Genomic DNA, 16,474 nt, shown 5'->3' with positions numbered 1-16,474 from the left:
ATCGGAACGCGGTATCGGAGAAAATGCCGACGCGCCGGGCGCGCGCCGCGCCCGCGCGCCCGCGGCCCGGCAATCTTGTGCTGAATCAACGGGAATGAAGATCGGCGAGCGAACGGCGGCCGCGGCATGTACCTTCGAAGAGGCGACCCGTCAGGCCGCGTCCCGAATCACGAACCATTCCGTCCTTCCGATGCAAGACCTTTCAACCGAGCTGAAACCCGAGCTGAAGCTCGACGATCCGTTCGTCGACGCCGTTCACACGGAATTCGTCCAGTTGCTCGACGCGGCCGCGCGCGCGGACGACGCGCATTTCCTGCAGGCGTACGACGCCTGGATCGATCACTGCCGGCAGCACTTCGAGCGCGAAGAGCGCTGGATGGCGAGCACGAAGTTCGGCCCGCAGTATTGCCATGCGGCCGATCACGACGAGGTGCTGAAGGTGGCGGCGGCCGTGCGCGACAAGGTTGCGCGCGACGCGCAATTCGAATTGGGCCGCCGGTTGCTGGCGGAGGTATCGGAATGGTTCGACCATCACGTCCGGACGATGGACTCGATGATGGTCTCCCACCTGAAGATGCTGAACTTCGTGATGGTCGACGCGCCGACCGAGGTCTGACGCGATTCTGCTTTCGTCGATCGCGACATCGCGAGGGCCAGGGCTAGGGCCAGGGCGCGGCGCTCGGCCGCCGCGTCCGCGCGGGACGAACGCGCAGCGGCGATCGGCATTCGGGCGCGGGCCTTCAGCGCGCTCGCGCGATCGATTTCGACGGCATCGCGACCGTGAATTCATGCATCTTCTCGGCCGGGCTCAATCCGTTCTTCGGCGGCGGGCCGACGAGATCCGCGAGCGTCGCGCCGTCGAGTTCCTTGAAGTACGCGCGCAAGGCGCTGTCGAGCAGCCGCTCGAGCCGGCATTTCGCGGCGAGCATGCACGTGTTCGTGTTCCGGTCGAAGCACTCGACGAGGCGGAAGTCCGTTTCGGATGCGCGAATCACGTCGCCGATGCCGATGCGCGCGGGCGGCATCGCGAGGCGTACGCCGCCGCCCCGGCCGCGCGTCGTCTCGAGCGTGCCCTGGCGTGCGAGGCTGTTGACGATTTTCGTCAGGTGATTCTTCGACACGGCGTGGCGTTCGGCGAGCTCCGCGATCGTGATGAGCCGATCCGGATTCGCCGCGCAGTACATCAGCACGCGCAGCGTGTAGTCCGTGTATTCAGAGAGTCGCATACGTGGCAAAAAGATGCATGTCTTATGTTGCTGTCGAGGGTGGCGCGCTATAACATGCGCAATACATGCACTTTATATAGTGAACGGCTGCATGTTGCAAGCCGGGCGAACGCTGTGCGCGTCTTCCGGCGAATGGCGGGCGTTCCGCACCGGTCGCGCGCCGCGTCTTCCTCCCTTCAAGGACCATGGCTCGAAGAGCGCGCGGCCGATTCGTTCGAATGGACGTATCTGGCGGCGGGACCGTCGCAGTGGCGCGTGCAGATCGCGAAGCGCGACGGCGGGTTCGGACGCGACGCGGGCGAAAGCTGCGGCCCGGGCGGCGGCTGCGGCGGTTAAGACGCACGTCGCGACGGGATGCGGCGCGGTGCCCGCGGGCGGCGCCGCGTCAGAGACCGAGCGTCAGCATCGCCGTCTCCGACATGCGCGACCGGTCCCACGGCGGATCGAACACCATGTCGACGTTGACTTCGCCGACGAACGGCAGCGCGAGCACCTTGTCGGCGACTTCGTCGGCGAGCGTTTCGCCCATTCCGCAGCCGGGCGCGGTCAGCGTCATCCTGATCGACACTTTCACGCGGTCGTGCTCGGCAGGCTCGATCGTGCAGCCGTAGATCAGCCCGAGCTCGACGATGTCGACCGGGATCTCCGGGTCGTAGCAGGTCTTCAGCGTCCGCCAGACGAATGCTTGCGCGTCGTCGGGCGATACGGGGCCGTCCGGCGCGTCGGCCGGCTCGGGCGGTGGCCTGCCGATCGCGTCGGCGTCGTCGCCGCGCAGCCGCACCATCTGGCCGCCGACGACGAGCGTGAAGTTCGTGCCGAGCGCCTGCGTGATGTCGGCGACGGTGCCCGCGGGCAAATCGAGCGGCGCGCCGGACGGCACGCATTCGACCCGCACCCGCCGCCGCAGGACGACTGCTTCTCTCGAATGTCTCATGATGCGCGCGGCTCCGCTTCGGAAGGGGCGGCCACGCGCGTGTCGAGCGCGTGCGCGAGCGCATGCCAGCCGAGCAGCGCGCATTTGATCCGGCTCGGGTAGCGTTGCACCGCGACGAGGCTCTCGAGCTTGCCGAGAGACGCTTCGTCGTGCACGGCCTGGCCGGTGAGCACCGCGCGGAAACGCTGCTGGAGCTCGCGCGCGGCTTCGACGTCACGCCCGATCACGGCCTCGGTCATCATCGACGCGGACGCGATGCAGATCGCGCAGCCGTGGCCGTCGAAGCGGATGTCGCCGATCCGGCCGCCTTCGATGCGCAACTGGACTTTCAGATCGTCGCCGCATTGCGGATTGTGTCCGCGCGCTTCGTGCGTCGGCTCGGCAAGCCTGCCGAAGTGGCGCGGCGCACGCTTGTGCTCGACGACGAGCTCCTGATAGAGCGTGCTTTGCGCATCATCGGGAACGGTGTGGGACGCAGCCGGATTCATCTCAGTACCTTCAGTGCTTGCGCGACGCCCGCGACGAGGCGCTCGACTTCGTCGTGCGTGTTGTACAGCGCGAACGACGCGCGCGTCGTCGGCCCGCAGCCGAGCCGGTCGAGGAGCGGCTGCGCGCAGTGAAAGCCCGTGCGCACGGCGATGCCGCGCTCGTCGAGCAACGTGCCGATGTCGTGCGGATGCGCGCCGTCGGCGACGAACGACACGATCGCCGACGGCGTGTGCGGCGCGAGTACGGTCACGCCGTCGAGCGCCGCGAGGCCCGCCGCCGCGTGCGCGCGCAGCGCGCGCACGTGGGCGTCGATGCGGGCGCGGCCGATCGCGTCGATATAGTCGGCGGCGGCCGCGATTCCGACCGCGCCGGCCACGTTCGGCGTGCCGCCTTCGAGTCGCGCGGGCAGCGCGTCGAACGTCGCGTCCGTCTCGCCGACCCAGCTCACCATGTCGCCGCCGAAGCGCAGCGGAACGAGCCGCTCGAGCGCGTCCCGGCGGCCGACGAGCGCGCCCGTTCCCATCGGCCCGTACATCTTGTGGCCGGAGAACGCGGCGAAGTCGCACGCGAGCGCCGACAAGTCCGGCACGTCGTGGCCGACCGCCTGTGCGGCGTCGAGCACCGTCAGCGCGCCGGCCGCTCGCGCGATGGCGAGCAGCGCTTCATAGGGCGGCCGCTCGCCCGTCGCGTTCGAGCACGCCGTGACCGCGAACACGCGCGTGCGCGGCGTCAGCAATCGTTCGAGATCCCGCACATGCAGGCGGCCTTGCGGATCGGGATGGAGGATTCGCAGTTGCGCGCCGCAACGGCGCGCGGCCATCTGCCACGGCACGAGATTCGCGTGATGCTCGAGCGCGCTGACGACGATCTCGTCGCCTTCCTGCAGCACGGCGCGCGCGTGGCCCGCGAGCGACAGCCCGTGCGCGACGAGATTCAGCGCATCGGTCGTGCCCGACGTGAAGACGAGCAGGTGATCGTCGCTCGCGCCGACGAAGCGCGCGAGCGTGTCGCGCGCGCGCTCGTAAGCGTCGGTGGCGCGCTGGCTGAGCGTGTGGACGCCGCGGTGAACGTTCGCGCGGTCGCGCTCGTCGAAGCCGCGGATCGCGGCGAGGACGGGCTGCGGCACGTGCGTCGTCGCCGCGTTGTCGAGGTAGGCGAGCGGCGCGCCGTTCACGCGCTGCGCGAGCGCCGGGAACGCGCTCGCCATCGTGGCCGAACGCAGCATGTCACCCATGATGCGCCTCCCCTTGTTCGGCGAGATGCCGGGCGACCTCGCGCGCGAGCAGCGCGTCGCCGCCGAGCGCCTCCAGCCTGCCCGGCGTGTCGATGCCGCGCGCGAGCGCCGCGTGCGCGATGCCCGCGACGATCATCGCCAGCGCGTCGCGGCGAGCGAGGCCGCGCTGGCACGCGTAGAAGAGCGCGTCGCCGGGCAGCGCGCCCCACGTCGCGCCATGCGCGGCCTGCACGTCGTCGTGATGAATGTCGAGATGCGGCCGCAGCACGACGCGCGGCTCGCCGCCCGTCGGAATGCCGCTCAGGCGTTGCCGGAGGTCGGCGCCCGACGCGCCGGCGGCGATCGACGAGAACGCGTTCGCGACGATCTGCGCATGGCCGCTCGCGAGCGCGAGCGTATCGATCGCGCTTTGCGTATTCGGCGACGCATGCATGGCGCGCACCTGCTGTTCGAGCTTCGCATGCGCGGACGCGAACAGCGCGCCGGATGCGCGGCCCAGCGCGCGCTCGCCGCGCAGATCGAGCACCGTGCGTTGCAGGTGGTACTCGCTGCCCGACGCGAGCAGCGATTGCCGGTATTGCGCGTCGCGCTCGAGCCGCACGTGCACATGATGCGAGATCCGGTCGCGTGCGCCGGGCGTCGCAACGCGCAGATGGTCGAGCGACGCGCCGGCGCCGAGCCGCACGTATGCATGCAGGTTCTGCGTGATCGGGCCGTCGCGGCCGGCGGCATCGTGCTCGTGCGATTCGACGAGCACGCAATGCCCGCCGGGCAGCACGTCGATCACGACAAGCGGCGCTTCGACGCTCGCCTGCGGCAGCAGCCGCAATTGCAGCATCACGGGCGCGCGATGCGCTGGGCCGCTGCCGACGCGCAGACGCAAGCCTGCTTCGCACAGCGCGCGATGTGCCCAGAAAAACGGTGCGGCGTCGTCTTCGGACGACGTCGGCAAGTCTGCGAACAATGCGGCGCGCTCGGCGCAATCCGCGGCGCTGAGCCAGCATGCGTCGACCTGTTCGAGCGAGCCGGAGCCGACGGGCGCGAGCAGCCAGCCGGCGTGCGCGGCGGCGCGCGGCGGTTGGGCCGCGCGCGCGTGGCCGGCTTCGCCGCCGAGCCATGCGTCGGCCGCGGGCGGCGGCAGATGGCGGAATGATTCGTTGCGGCGCGAGATCCAGCCGTGTTCCGCGAGCCGCGTTCGCGCGGCGATCCGTTCGGTGTCTGTCGTCGTCATCGTGTCAGGCCTGCGCGAGCGCGTCCGTGCGAACGAAGCCCTTTGCCGCGATGTCGCGGGCGAGGGCGAGGTCGCCGGATTCGGCGATGCGCCCGCGATCGAGCAGCAATACCGCATCGGGCGCGAGCGATTCGATCATCTGCAGATAATGCGACACGATCACGAACGCTGTGCCTTGCTCGCGCAGCCGGCCGATCAGGTCGACCGCCGCGCGCACGCCGTCGACGTCCATCCCCGAGTCGATCTCGTCGAGCATCGCGAGCCGCGGGCGCAGCAGCGCGAGCTGCAACAGCTCGTTGCGCTTGCGCTCGCCGCCCGAGAAACCTTCGTTCATCGAACGGTTGAGCATCGCGTCCGGCAGCCCGACGCGCGCGGCGGCCGCGCGCGCGTCGCCGAGAAAGTCGAGCGCGGTGTCGCCGCGCGCCTCGCGCACCGCGTTGAGCGCCGTGCGAATGAAGAGATTGTTTTTCACGCCGGGAATGTCGGGCGGCGCCTGGAACGACAGGAACAGGCCGGCGCGCGCGCGCTCCTGCACGCTCATCGCGAGCAGGTCCTGCCCGCCGAACCGCACGTGGCCGTGCGCCACGCGATACGCGGGATGGCCCGCGAGCGTCATGCCGAGCGTGCTCTTGCCGCTGCCGTTCGCGCCCATCAGCACGACGAGCGCGCCTGCCGGCACGGCGAGCGACACCGATTGCAGCACGCGGCGCTTCGCGACGTCCACGCTCAGGTCGAATGCCTGCAGCAAGGGTTCGGATCGATTCATGGTGATTCCTTCGTTCGTCATGGGTGGGGATCAGCCGACGGCGCCTTCGAGCGACACCGCGAGCAACGCCTTCGCCTCGAGCGCGAACTCCATCGGCAGCGCTTCGAGCACCGCCTGGCAGAAGCCGCCGACGATGAGCGCCGCCGCTTCCTGCGGATCGATGCCGCGCTGCTGGCAATAGAAGAGGCGATCTTCGGAGATGCGCGTCGTCGTCGCCTCGTGCTCGACGACGGCGTCGCCGCGCGCGCTCTCGACATACGGGAACGTGTGCGCGCCGCATCGCGGGCCGATCAGCAGCGAGTCGCACTGCGTATGGTTGCGCGCGCCTTCGGCCGTGCGCGCGACGCGCACGAGCCCCCGGTAGCTGTTCTGCGCGCGGCCCGCGCTGATGCCTTTCGAGACGATCCGGCTGCGCGTGTTGCGGCCGAGATGGATCATCTTCGTGCCGGTGTCGGCCTGCTGGCAGTGGTTCGATACGGCGATCGAATGGAACTCGCCGCTCGATTCGTCGCCGCGCAGCACGACGCTCGGATACTTCCACGTAATCGCGGAGCCCGTCTCGATCTGCGTCCATGCGATCCGCGAGCGCGCGCCCGCGCAGAGCCCGCGCTTCGTCACGAAGTTGTAGATGCCGCCGACGCCGTTCGCATCGCCCGGATACCAGTTCTGCACGGTCGAGTACTTGATGTGCGCGTCGTCGTGCGCGACGAGCTCGACGACGGCTGCGTGCAGTTGGTGCTCGTCGCGCTGCGGCGCCGTGCAGCCTTCGAGGTAGCTGACGTGACTGCCGGGCTCGGCGATGATCAGCGTGCGTTCGAACTGGCCGGTGTTCTGCGCGTTGATCCGGAAGTACGACGACAGCTCCATCGGGCAGCGCACGCCTTCCGGCACGTAGACGAACGAGCCGTCGGAGAACACGGCCGAGTTCAGCGCCGCGTAGAAATTGTCGGCGGGCGGCACGACGGTGCCGAGATAGCGCTCGATCAGCTCGGGGTGATGCTCGACCGCGTGCGAGAACGAACAGAAGATCACGCCCGCTTCGGCGAGCTGCTCGCGAAACGTCGTGCCGACCGACACCGAATCGAACACCGCGTCGACTGCGACGCCCGCGAGCCGGGCGCGCTCGTGCAGCGGCACGTTCAGCTTCTCGTAGGTTTCGAGCAGCTTCGGGTCGACGTCGTCGAGGCTCTTCGGGCGGTCCTTCAGCGATTTCGGCGCCGAATAGTACGACTGCGCCTGGAAATCGATCGGCGCGATGCGCAGCTTGCCCCAATCGGGCGGCGACATCGCAAGCCAGCGCTCGAATGCGGCGAGCCGCCATTTCAGCAGGAACGCCGGTTCGCGCTTGCGGCGCGAGATCTCGCGAACGACGTCTTCGTCGAGGCCGGGCGGCAGCGAGTCGGATTCGATGTCGGTCACGAATCCGTGCCGATACGTTTGTTCGAGCGCTCTCGCGAGCGGCGTGGGTTGATCGACGTTGAGCATGGGCGAATCCGTGTAGAGCAGGGCGGCCGCCTCCGTGCGATTCGATGTGCAACGCGCGGCGCGACTCGGTTCGGTCTGTAGCCTTAATTGTGGTATATGTTATGCATCTATTTGACGGGCCGCAAGCTGCGGGATGGAGACCCTGCTTCGAGTCGTGTCTTTATCGCCGGGAAGCGGCTGAGAAGCGGCTGAGAAGTGGCTGAGAAGTGGCTGAGAAGCGGCCGGAAAGTGATCGGAAAACGAAGCGGCGCGGCCTCTTGACGCCATGCACGGGGAATGCGTATCCGGGCGACGCGGTTTCTCGCCGGACGTCGCGACGAAAACGGCCGAGCCGGAACAACTTCGGAGTCCGTCTCGATCGAGCGGCGCTCCGGCGGTTCAACCGGCCTTGCCGTCGATGCGCGGCGACGTCAGATAGCCGGTGTAGCGCAGCGCATACACGGCGAATGCCGCTATCCAGCACGCGCCGGCGATGTCGATCCAGACACGCGTCGCGCCGGGCGCGATCCACGGTGCGAACACGCGCACGAGCGCGGCCGCGATCAGCAGCCAGTAACACGCGATTTCGGCCGGCCCCGCGCGCAGCGGCCGGCCCGTATGGCCGAGCGCGGTGCGTGTGATCATCGCGACGATCGCGCCGCCGATCACGCCAACCGTCAGCGCATGGATCGCGAGCGAATGCGGCGCAACGCCGAGCGCGGCGAGCGCGAGCATCGCGAAACCCACCGGCACCCACGCATACGCAACGTGCAGGATCCACAGGATCGGCCGCGCGCCGACGCGCCACGAACGCCAGCCAACGATGCGCGTTGCGTGCAGCGCCGCCGCGGCAAACGCGACGGCCGCGACGATCGCACCCGGCAATCGGGACGCGTCCGCGCAGAGCGCGAGCACCGTGACCGGGGCGGCGAGCGTCTCGACGAATTTCCAGCGCTTCGCGGTGAAGCCGGGAATCGCGTTCATCGTGAACGTCGGCACGATGCGGCCCGCAATCACGACGACGAACAGCATGACGAAGCCGACGGCCGCATACGCGGCCTGCAGCGCGAGATCGAGGCGCCCCTGCGCGGCCCACCAGTGGAAGAGCGCGTTGAGCGCGCCGAACAGAAAGAGCGCGACGGTCAGGAACACGTTGCGATGATTGCGCGCGGCGAGCAGCACGCGCAGCAGGATGATCGCGGTGATCGGCAGGAACGCGGAGTCGACGACGGCGGCGAGCGGCTCCGGTCCCGCCCAGACGAGCAGGCGGCCGGCCGCCCACAGCAGCCATAGTGCGGCGAGCTGCGCGCCGTGCGGCGTGTCGCGCGAGGTCCACGCGCGGATTGCCGTGAGCAGGAAGCCGACGATGATCGCCGCGGAGAATCCGAACACCATTTCATGGACGTGCCACGCGAGGCCGCTCATCGTGGATGACAGGCCGGCAACCGGATGGCCGCGCAGCGACGCGAGCCAGAGCGCGATCGAAACGATCCCGAAATAGGCGCCGCCGAGATAGAACGGCCTGAAGCCGAGCCGCAGCACCGGCAGGCCGGTGGGTTGTCGAGACGGTTGCGGGGGCGCGAGCGGAATCTTCAAGTTGGTTCTCCAGTAAGATGTATTTATTATGTATCTTAATGCGTGAATCGATGCGGGTCCAATGCTCGCGCGCATGGAGATGCCGGCGGCGAAGACGCCGTCGATATCCGGCATTGCGGCAATTTTGATCCGCATCAAACGATGGTCAGGAAAACGGATCATGGCGCACGTGCGGCACAGCGCCGCATGAATGCGAAAGCGCCGCACGGACTCGAACAAATGGCACAACGCGCGCGAGTCGCGCCATAGGCGTTTGCAGGCGACATGCATCGCGCGCGGTTGCGATAGCGCGCGGGCGTCGCGCAATTGGTGCGGCGTGGGGAAGATTTCGATGTCGTGGTTGACGATTGATCTCGCTTAAGTATCGGGCCGAACGATCCGTATACAGAAACGAGACCGAAACAGTCGTCTTATCACATCGAAAAGGGGCAAGAATGAGCAAGCAAGTATTTGGACCTGGAATGCGCCTGATGGCGCGCATGAAGCTGCCCAGGAAGCTCGCGATTCTCGCCGTGCTGTTCATCGCGCCGCTCGTCGCCGCACTCTACGCGACGCTCGCCGTCGCTCTGCACGCCTATGCGACGACGCAGGGCGAGCGTGACGGTATCTCGATCCTCGAAACGACGCAGGATCTGTTGAAGGCGGTGCAGGTGCGGCGCGGCGCGGGCGCCTCGGTGCTCGCGGGCAACGAGGCGATGCGCGCGAAGTTCGATGCGGCGAGCGCGAGCGCCGATCGTCTCGTCGCGACGCTCGAGCAGCAGGTGCGCGGCACCGGCCGGTTCGACGTCGTCGCGCCCGTGGGCGCGCTCGCGAGCCGGTACGGACACGCGGCGACGGGCGGGCTCGGCACGTCCGCCGCCGCGCTGTTCGATTCGCACACCGACGTGATCCACGCGATCTTCCTGTTCGAGAAGGACCTGGCGGTCGCGTCGCAGCTCGGCGCCGATCCGGATGCGTCGAACTATCACCTGATCGACTCGGTGTTGTTCGTGCTGCCGGGCACGGCCGAGACGGTCGGCGTGCTGCGCGGCAAGGGATCGGCCGCGCTGAGCGGCGGCTCGCTCGGCGACGCGGACAGGCGCGAGCTCGCCGTGCGCGCGGGCGGCCTCGCCGAGCAGATGAGCATGATTCGCCATCATCTCGAGCGCGTGAAGAACATGCTCGGCGCAAACACGCTGGATGGCGTCGATCTCGGCGCGGTTGCGGCATTTCAGCGCGCGGCGGCGTCGCTCGCGGGCGGCGGTGCGTCGATCGACGCGAAGAGCTATTTCCAGCAGGGCAGCGATGCGATCGACGCGCTGTATCGCGTGCACGGCGCGCTCGCGCAGCAGCTACGCGAGCGCCTCGCGGCGCGCGCGCACGCCGAGCAGATGAAGGTGGCCGCGATCATGACGCTGAGCGTCGTGCTGGTTGCATGCGCGCTCTATCTTTTCGTCGCTTTCGCGATGTCGACGCACGAGGACGTCGCGCAGTTGTCCGGCTGCATGCGCGCGGCGGGCGACGGCGATTTGCGCGCGCGCCTCGCGGTGCGCGGCGGCGACGAATTCGCTTTCATCAAGCGCGGTTTCAACGCGCTGCTCGACGTCTGGGCGCAGACGCTGACCGAGACGCGGCGCGTTGCCGATTCGGTGATGGTCGGCAGCCAGCAGATCGCAGCCGGCAATCTCGATCTGTCGGGCCGCACCGAGACGCAGGCGGCGTCGCTCGAGCAGACGGCGGCGAGCATGGAGGAGCTGACGTCGACCGTGCGCCACAACGCATCGAACGCATCGCATGCGAGCACGCTGAGCGCCGAGGCGTCCGAGCGCGCGGCGGACACCGGGCGGATCGTGACGCACGCGGTGGCGCTGATGACGAAGATCCACGACAGTTCGAGCCGGATGGCGGAGATCGTATCGGTGATCGAAGGCATCGCGTTCCAGACCAACATCCTCGCGCTGAACGCGGCCGTCGAGGCGGCGCGCGCGGGCGAGCAGGGCAAGGGCTTCGCGGTGGTCGCGGGCGAGGTGCGCTCGCTTGCGCACCGCAGCGCGACCGCCGCCAAGGACGTGAAGGAGCTGATTCACGAATCGATTCGTCACGTGACGGACGGCGCGTCGCTGTTCACGCGCGCGGACGATGCGATCCGCAGCGTGAACGCCTCGATCAGGAGCGTCGATACCGTCGTCAGCGAAATCGCGAAGGCGTCCGAGCAGCAAAGCGACGGGATCGAGCAGGTCAACGCGGCGATCACGCAGATGGACGAAGTGACGCAGCGCAATGCGGCGCTCGTCGAGGAATCGGCGGCCGCGAGCGCGTCGCTGCGCGAACAGGCCGAGCACATGGGAAAACTCGTTGGGCACTTCGTGCTCGCGTAGCGGGCGGACAGCTCGTCAGCGTATACGTGTGCCGCCCGGCCGGCGGCACGCGCGCGACATCGGAGGTTGATTTGCGTCAAGTCCGTCCGAGCCGCGCGCCCGACAATGGAACGCTGGCGTTTCGCGCGGCATGCCAGGGTATAGCCAGGGTACAAGCAGATGGACATGACAACGCATTCGAATGACGGCGCGGATACGATCGCGCCCGCTCTCCACCACGACGTGTCCGCGTTCGCGGACGTTCAGATCTCCGAAGCGCTGATCCGGCGCTTCGACCGGCAAGGGCCGCGCTATACGTCCTATCCGACGGCCGACCGGTTTTCCGACGCATTCGACGAACACGCTTACCGCGAGCATCTGTCGCGCCGGGCGTCGGCCGAGCGCAACCCGCCGTTGTCGGTCTACCTGCATCTGCCGTTTTGCGAGTCGCTCTGTTACTTCTGCGCGTGCAACAAGATCATCACGCAGGATCACACCCGGACGAGCGCGTATGTCGACTACCTGATCCGTGAAATGGAGCTCGTCGCGCCGGACCTCGGCCGCGACCGTCTGACGACGCAACTGCATCTGGGCGGCGGCTCGCCGACGTTCTTCGCGATCGACGAGCTCGCGCGCCTGATGCGCGCGCTGCGTGGCCATTTCGAATTCGCGCCGCATGCGGAGCTCGGCGTCGAGATCGATCCGCGCACGGTCGACGAGCGCACGCTGCAGTCGCTCGCGGCGCTCGGCTTCAACCGGACGAGCTTCGGCGTGCAGGACTTCGATCCGTCGGTGCAGGAGGCGGTGCATCGAATCCAGCCGCTGCCGATGGTCGAGCGCGCGCTCGCGGCGAGCCGCGCGGCCGGGTTCGAATCGGTCAACATCGATCTGATCTACGGGCTGCCGCGGCAGACGCCCGCGAGCTTCTCGCGCACGCTCGACGAGGTGATCCGGCTGTCGCCCGATCGCATCGCGGTCTACAACTACGCGCATCTGCCGAGCCGCTTCAAGGCGCAGCGCCTGATCGTCGAATCGGAGCTGCCGGCCGCCGAAGACCGGCTGCGCATCTTCATCGAATCGACGCGGCGGCTGCTCGACGCCGGTTACGTGTACATCGGGCTCGATCACTTCGCGAAGCCGGTCGACGAGCTCAGCAACGCGTTGCGCGAGCGCAGCCTGCACCGCAATTTCCAGGGCTATACGACGCAGGCCGAATGCGACCTGGTCGGCTTCGGCGTGTCGGCGATCGGCAAGGTCGGCGCATCGTACAGCCAGTCGACGCGCTCGCTGAAGACGTATTACCGCCAGCTCGACGCCGGACGCCTGCCGATCGAGCGCGGCTTTGCGCTGACGCCCGACGATCTGCTGCGCCGCGAAGTCATCATGACGGTGATGTGCAGCACGCCCGTCGATTTCGCGGAGATCGGCCGCCGGCACGGCATCGATTTCGCGCGGTATTTCGCGTCCGAGCTCGCGCAGCTCGAGCCCTATCGCGACGCGGGGCTGCTCACGATCGACGCGGAGCGCATCGCCGTGACGCCGAAGGGGCGCATGTTCGTGCGCGCGATCGGCATGGTGTTCGACGCGTATCTCGGCCGGCCCGCCTCGGCGTCCTATTCGAAGTTGATCTAGGGTCTGTTGACATACGAAATCGCATGTGCGTTCCGTATGTCAACAGACCCTGGTGATGAAGGTGGCGTGATGAAGGAAAGCAAGATTCCCGTGCAGGACTTTCTCGCGCGGTTGCCGATTTTCAGCGTGCTGTCGCGCGGCGAGCTCGACAATCTCGCGCGCGGCACGATGCGCGTGCAGGTGCCGCGCGGGCAGACGGTGTTCAGCCGCGGCGATCCTTGCGGCGGCTTTCACATGATCGTCTACGGCCAGATCAAGCTGAGCTCGTTCTCGCCGCTCGGCATCGAGAAGATCGTGCGCCTGCTCGGGCCGGGCGACAGCTTCGGCGAAGCGGTAATGTTCATGGACAAGCCGTATGCGGTGACGGCGAAAGCGCTCTCCGACACGCTGCTCCTGCACGTGACGAAGGCCGTCGTGACCGAGGAGCTCGATCACAACCCAGCGTTCGCGCGCCGGATGCTCGCGAGCCTCAGCATGCGCCTGCATCAGCTCGTCGTCGATGTCGAGACGTATTCGCTGCGCTCGGGCACGCAGCGCGTGATCAGCTACCTGCTCGAGCAGACCGACGCGCCCGTGGAATCCGGCCTGCAGATCCGGCTCGAGACGGGCAAGAAGGCGATTGCGTCGCGCCTGAATCTCACGCCCGAGCATTTCTCGCGCGTGCTGCGCGATCTGTGCACGCGCGAGCTCGTCGTCGTCAACGGCCGCGACATCTTCATTCCCGACGTCGACCGGCTACGCTCGGAGATGCAGTACTGACGCCGACGCGACGCGCCGCCGGATTCGCGCGTAGCGCCGCCATGCACCGAGCATGTTGAGCGCGAGCCAGCCGGCCGACACGCCGAGCGCGACGGCGGCCGGCCGCGCGAACGGCGCCGGCGCGACGCTCGCGGCGGCGAGCAGCAGCAACGCGGCGACGTGCGCGAGGAACTGCGGGCGCGCGGCGCGCTCCGGCAACATGTCCTTGACCTTCGGCATCGCGGGAATCGTCGTCTCGCTCGACTTTTGCGCGTGATACCACAGCAGGAACGGGATGATCTTGTAGAGCATCCCGTTGATCGCCGACCACGCGCCGCCCACCATCAGCAGCACGCCGACCGTCACCGCGACGTCTCGGCCGCCCGCGGCCGCGTTCGCGATCCACAGCACGCTCGCGCATCCGACGCTCGCCGTCGCGGTGCGCCAGAACAGCGTCGTCGTGTCGGCTTCGGGGCGCTTGCGCGTCCAGAGCAGGTAAAAGGTCCACGCGGCGTATCCCGCGTACAGCGCGTAGAGCGTGAGCCGGATCGCGTCGGAGGCGAAGCCGCGGCGATCGCCCGGACCGAACGCGGCGGCCGATGCCGCAACGAGCGCCGCGAACACGCCTGGGCCGAACCACCGCGCGGCGGCGCGCGGATAGGGCTCGGTCGCCTGGAACATCGGGATCAACTGGTACGAGATGCCGGCCGTCAGCAGCCCGACCCAGCCGGCCAGCCCCCAGGTCGCGTGCAGATCGACGAGTCCGATCGAGAAGAAGGGCAGATGCCCGCCGAGCGCGAACCCGAGCGACACGCCGAGCGCGCCGGTTCCCGCGAGCGCGAGCCACGCGAGGCGCACGGTGCGCAACACGCTTGCGGCGCCTGCCGGCATGCGCCGCCGATGTTGCGCGAAGCCGAGCGCGCAGACGAGCAGGAACCACAGGAGCGCCGCGCCGAGCAGCAGCGCGGCGGGCGCGAACAACACGGGCGCCGCGCCCGCGAACGCCGCCGCGAGCATCAGCGTGCCGAGCGTCAGGCACGCGTGGATCGCGGTTGCGTTTGCGACGGGCGATGCGATCCGGATGCCGGCTGCGACCGACATGATCTGAATCATCGCGCCGACCATCGTTGTCGCGAGCATCCCGAGCGCGCACAGATGCGTGAGCGCGAGCGCGGCGGGCGACCAGCGCGACGCGAGCGCATCCGGCCCGGCCCACAGCAGCAAGCCTGCCGCGACGATCGCGAAGAGCGGCGCGCTGACGAAGAAGCGCAGCGGCACGCTCAGCGCGGGGGAGTGGTCGAGTTCGAGTTTGCGCTGCATGGCGGAAAGAATGCGCTCGGCGAGGGGCGCCGCGAACGGGGGCGGCCGGCGCATCGCGCGCCAGCGCATCAACGACGCGCGGCGACGCGACGCACCCATGTTTCGGCATTCTGATCATAACCCCGGATCGAGGCGCGATCCGGACCGAGACCTTGACGCCGATTAAGGCGATGCCAACACATTCGGCCGCACACTTACGCACCAGGCGTAAGCCGGCTTTTCAGGAATTTGCCGTGTCCGTGTCCGTCGTCAAAACCGCATTCAAGAATCTCGTGATCAAGGGCAGGTCGCTGCTGCCGATTGTGCAAGGCGGGATGGGCGTCGGCGTGTCCGCGCACCGGCTTGCCGGCGCGGTCGCGTCGCTTGGCGCGTTCGGGACGATCTCGAGCGTCGACCTGCGCCGCCATCATCCCGACCTGATGGCGCGCACCGGCCGCTCGCGCGATCGCGCGCTCATCGACGCGGCGAACCTCGAAGCGCTCGATCGCGAGATCCGCGCGGCGAAGTCGCTCGCGAACGGCTGCGGGCTCGTCGCCGTCAACGTGATGCGCGCGTTGTCCGAATACGCGTCGTATGTGCGCCAATCGTGCGAGAGCGGCGCGCATGCGGTCGTCGTCGGCGCGGGGCTGCCGCTCGACTTGCCCGAGCTGACCGCCGATTTTCCCGACGTCGCGCTGATTCCGATCCTGTCGGATGCGCGTGGGATCGGGCTCGTGCTGAAGAAGTGGATGCGCAAGAACCGCCTGCCCGACGCCGTCGTCATCGAGAACCCGCGCTACGCGGCGGGCCATCTCGGCGCGCCGACGACAGACACCCTGAACAACCCGAATTTCGCGTTTCCCGCGGTGCTCGAAGGCACGTTCGCGCTATTCAGGGAGCTCGGCATCGAGCGCGAGCGGATTCCGCTGATCGCGGCGGGCGGCATCCACAGCCACGAGCAGGCGCGGCAACTGTTCGCGCTCGGCGCGAGCGCGGTGCAGCTCGGCACGCCGTTCGCCGTGACCGAAGAGGGCGACGCGCATCCGAACTTCAAGAAAGTGCTCGTCGAGGCGGGGCCGGACGACATCGTCACGTTCATGAGCGTCGCGGGCCTGCCGGCGCGCGCGGTGCGCACGCCGTGGCTCACGAACTATCTGGAACGGGAACGGAAGCTGCAGCGCGCGGCGAAGCCGCGCAAGTGCCTCGTCGGCTTCGATTGCCTGCAGCAATGCGGGCTGCGCGACGGCATCGAGAAGCACGGGCAGTTCTGCATCGACACGCGGCTTGCGTTCGCGCTCGCGGGCGACATCAAGCGCGGGCTGTTCTTCCGCGGCTCGGAAGTTTTGCCGTTCGGTCACGAGATCCGTTCCGTGCGCGAGCTGATCGACTATCTGCTCACGGGCGTCAGGCGCGCGGCCGCCGCGGCGCTCGCACCCGAGCCGGTGCGTGCGCCGCTGCCCGCACTCGGCTGACGGCGCCTCGCTTCGGGCGACGCCCGTTTCCGCCGCTCGCCGGCATGCCGCGAGCGG

15 protein-coding genes and 1 pseudogene are annotated in these 16,474 nt (G+C 68.4%); 7 read left to right on the top strand and 9 right to left on the bottom strand.

All coding sequences use genetic code 11. From position 1 onward, the window contains the following. The first annotated feature begins 190 nt into the window (after positions 1–190). Positions 191–616 (top strand): bacteriohemerythrin, encoded by a 426-nt coding sequence (locus WT16_RS11410; protein WP_015602334.1) that lies wholly within the window; start codon positions 191–193, stop codon positions 614–616. 124 nt (positions 617–740) lie between these two features. On the opposite strand, the gene WT16_RS11405 is transcribed toward WT16_RS11410, so the two are convergent. Continuing rightward, complete coding sequence (locus WT16_RS11405; RefSeq protein WP_006025866.1) at positions 741–1,226, bottom strand: Rrf2 family transcriptional regulator; 486 nt, start codon at positions 1,224–1,226, stop codon at positions 741–743. Positions 1,227–1,317: 91 nt separating this feature from the next. Here WT16_RS11405 and WT16_RS11400 point away from each other — a divergent pair. Further along, a pseudogene (locus WT16_RS11400) lies at positions 1,318–1,562 on the top strand (hypothetical protein). Positions 1,563–1,611: 49 nt separating this feature from the next. Here WT16_RS11400 and sufT read toward each other — a convergent pair. The 7 genes from sufT to WT16_RS11365 form a co-directional block, all read right to left on the bottom strand. Next, entirely contained in the window at positions 1,612–2,160 is a 549-nt protein-coding gene (sufT, locus tag WT16_RS11395) for a putative Fe-S cluster assembly protein SufT (RefSeq protein ID WP_009913074.1), read from the bottom strand. Then, on the bottom strand, positions 2,157–2,648 hold the full coding sequence (gene sufU, locus WT16_RS11390) for a Fe-S cluster assembly sulfur transfer protein SufU (RefSeq protein WP_006025868.1): 492 nt from the start codon (positions 2,646–2,648) through the stop codon (positions 2,157–2,159). The genes sufT and sufU overlap by 4 nt, the downstream gene beginning before the upstream one ends. Beyond that, positions 2,645–3,883, bottom strand: coding sequence for a SufS family cysteine desulfurase (locus WT16_RS11385; protein WP_059933909.1), 1,239 nt, complete (start codon positions 3,881–3,883; stop codon positions 2,645–2,647). The genes sufU and WT16_RS11385 overlap by 4 nt, the downstream gene beginning before the upstream one ends. After that, positions 3,876–5,114, bottom strand: coding sequence for a SufD family Fe-S cluster assembly protein (locus tag WT16_RS11380; RefSeq protein ID WP_063533369.1), 1,239 nt, complete (start codon positions 5,112–5,114; stop codon positions 3,876–3,878). The genes WT16_RS11385 and WT16_RS11380 overlap by 8 nt, the downstream gene beginning before the upstream one ends. A 4-nt stretch (positions 5,115–5,118) precedes the next feature. After that, a complete protein-coding gene (gene sufC, locus WT16_RS11375; RefSeq protein WP_063533845.1) occupies positions 5,119–5,880 on the bottom strand; it encodes a Fe-S cluster assembly ATPase SufC in 762 nt (253 codons plus the stop codon). 30 nt (positions 5,881–5,910) lie between these two features. Next, entirely contained in the window at positions 5,911–7,365 is a 1,455-nt protein-coding gene (gene sufB / locus WT16_RS11370; protein WP_063533368.1) for a Fe-S cluster assembly protein SufB, read from the bottom strand. A gap of 378 nt (positions 7,366–7,743) precedes the next feature. Next, positions 7,744–8,940, bottom strand: a complete 1,197-nt coding sequence (locus WT16_RS11365) for an NnrS family protein (protein ID WP_063533367.1) — start codon at positions 8,938–8,940, stop codon at positions 7,744–7,746. A gap of 61 nt (positions 8,941–9,001) precedes the next feature. Here WT16_RS11365 and WT16_RS35380 point away from each other — a divergent pair, with 61 nt between their 5' ends. From WT16_RS35380 to WT16_RS11350, 4 genes are all read left to right on the top strand, one after another. After that, positions 9,002–9,130: a hypothetical protein gene (locus tag WT16_RS35380; protein WP_258006874.1), complete on the top strand. Its 129-nt coding sequence runs from the start codon at positions 9,002–9,004 to the stop codon at positions 9,128–9,130. Positions 9,131–9,374: 244 nt separating this feature from the next. Then, positions 9,375–11,297: a methyl-accepting chemotaxis protein gene (locus WT16_RS11360; RefSeq protein WP_063533366.1), complete on the top strand. Its 1,923-nt coding sequence runs from the start codon at positions 9,375–9,377 to the stop codon at positions 11,295–11,297. A gap of 159 nt (positions 11,298–11,456) precedes the next feature. Then, a complete protein-coding gene (gene hemN / locus WT16_RS11355; protein WP_059933894.1) occupies positions 11,457–12,908 on the top strand; it encodes an oxygen-independent coproporphyrinogen III oxidase in 1,452 nt (483 codons plus the stop codon). Positions 12,909–12,977: 69 nt separating this feature from the next. Beyond that, the gene (locus tag WT16_RS11350; RefSeq protein WP_063533365.1) at positions 12,978–13,667 is read left to right on the top strand and encodes a Crp/Fnr family transcriptional regulator; all 690 of its coding nucleotides are present in this window, start codon (positions 12,978–12,980) and stop codon (positions 13,665–13,667) included. Here the strand turns inward: WT16_RS11350 and WT16_RS11345 are convergent. Then, on the bottom strand, positions 13,644–14,966 hold the full coding sequence (locus WT16_RS11345; RefSeq protein WP_015601258.1) for a hypothetical protein: 1,323 nt from the start codon (positions 14,964–14,966) through the stop codon (positions 13,644–13,646). The two genes, WT16_RS11350 and WT16_RS11345, sit on opposite strands and share 24 nt — an antisense overlap. Before the next feature lie 233 nt (positions 14,967–15,199). Between WT16_RS11345 and WT16_RS11340 the strand changes: the two genes are divergently transcribed. Next, positions 15,200–16,417: a nitronate monooxygenase family protein gene (locus WT16_RS11340; protein ID WP_063533364.1), complete on the top strand. Its 1,218-nt coding sequence runs from the start codon at positions 15,200–15,202 to the stop codon at positions 16,415–16,417. Positions 16,418–16,474 lie beyond the last annotated feature (57 nt).

Origin of the sequence: Burkholderia sp. MSMB1589WGS (assembly GCF_001636105.1) — a bacterium.
Lineage (GTDB): Bacteria > Pseudomonadota > Gammaproteobacteria > Burkholderiales > Burkholderiaceae > Burkholderia > Burkholderia humptydooensis.
This window is presented reverse-complemented; position numbering and strand designations above follow the sequence as displayed.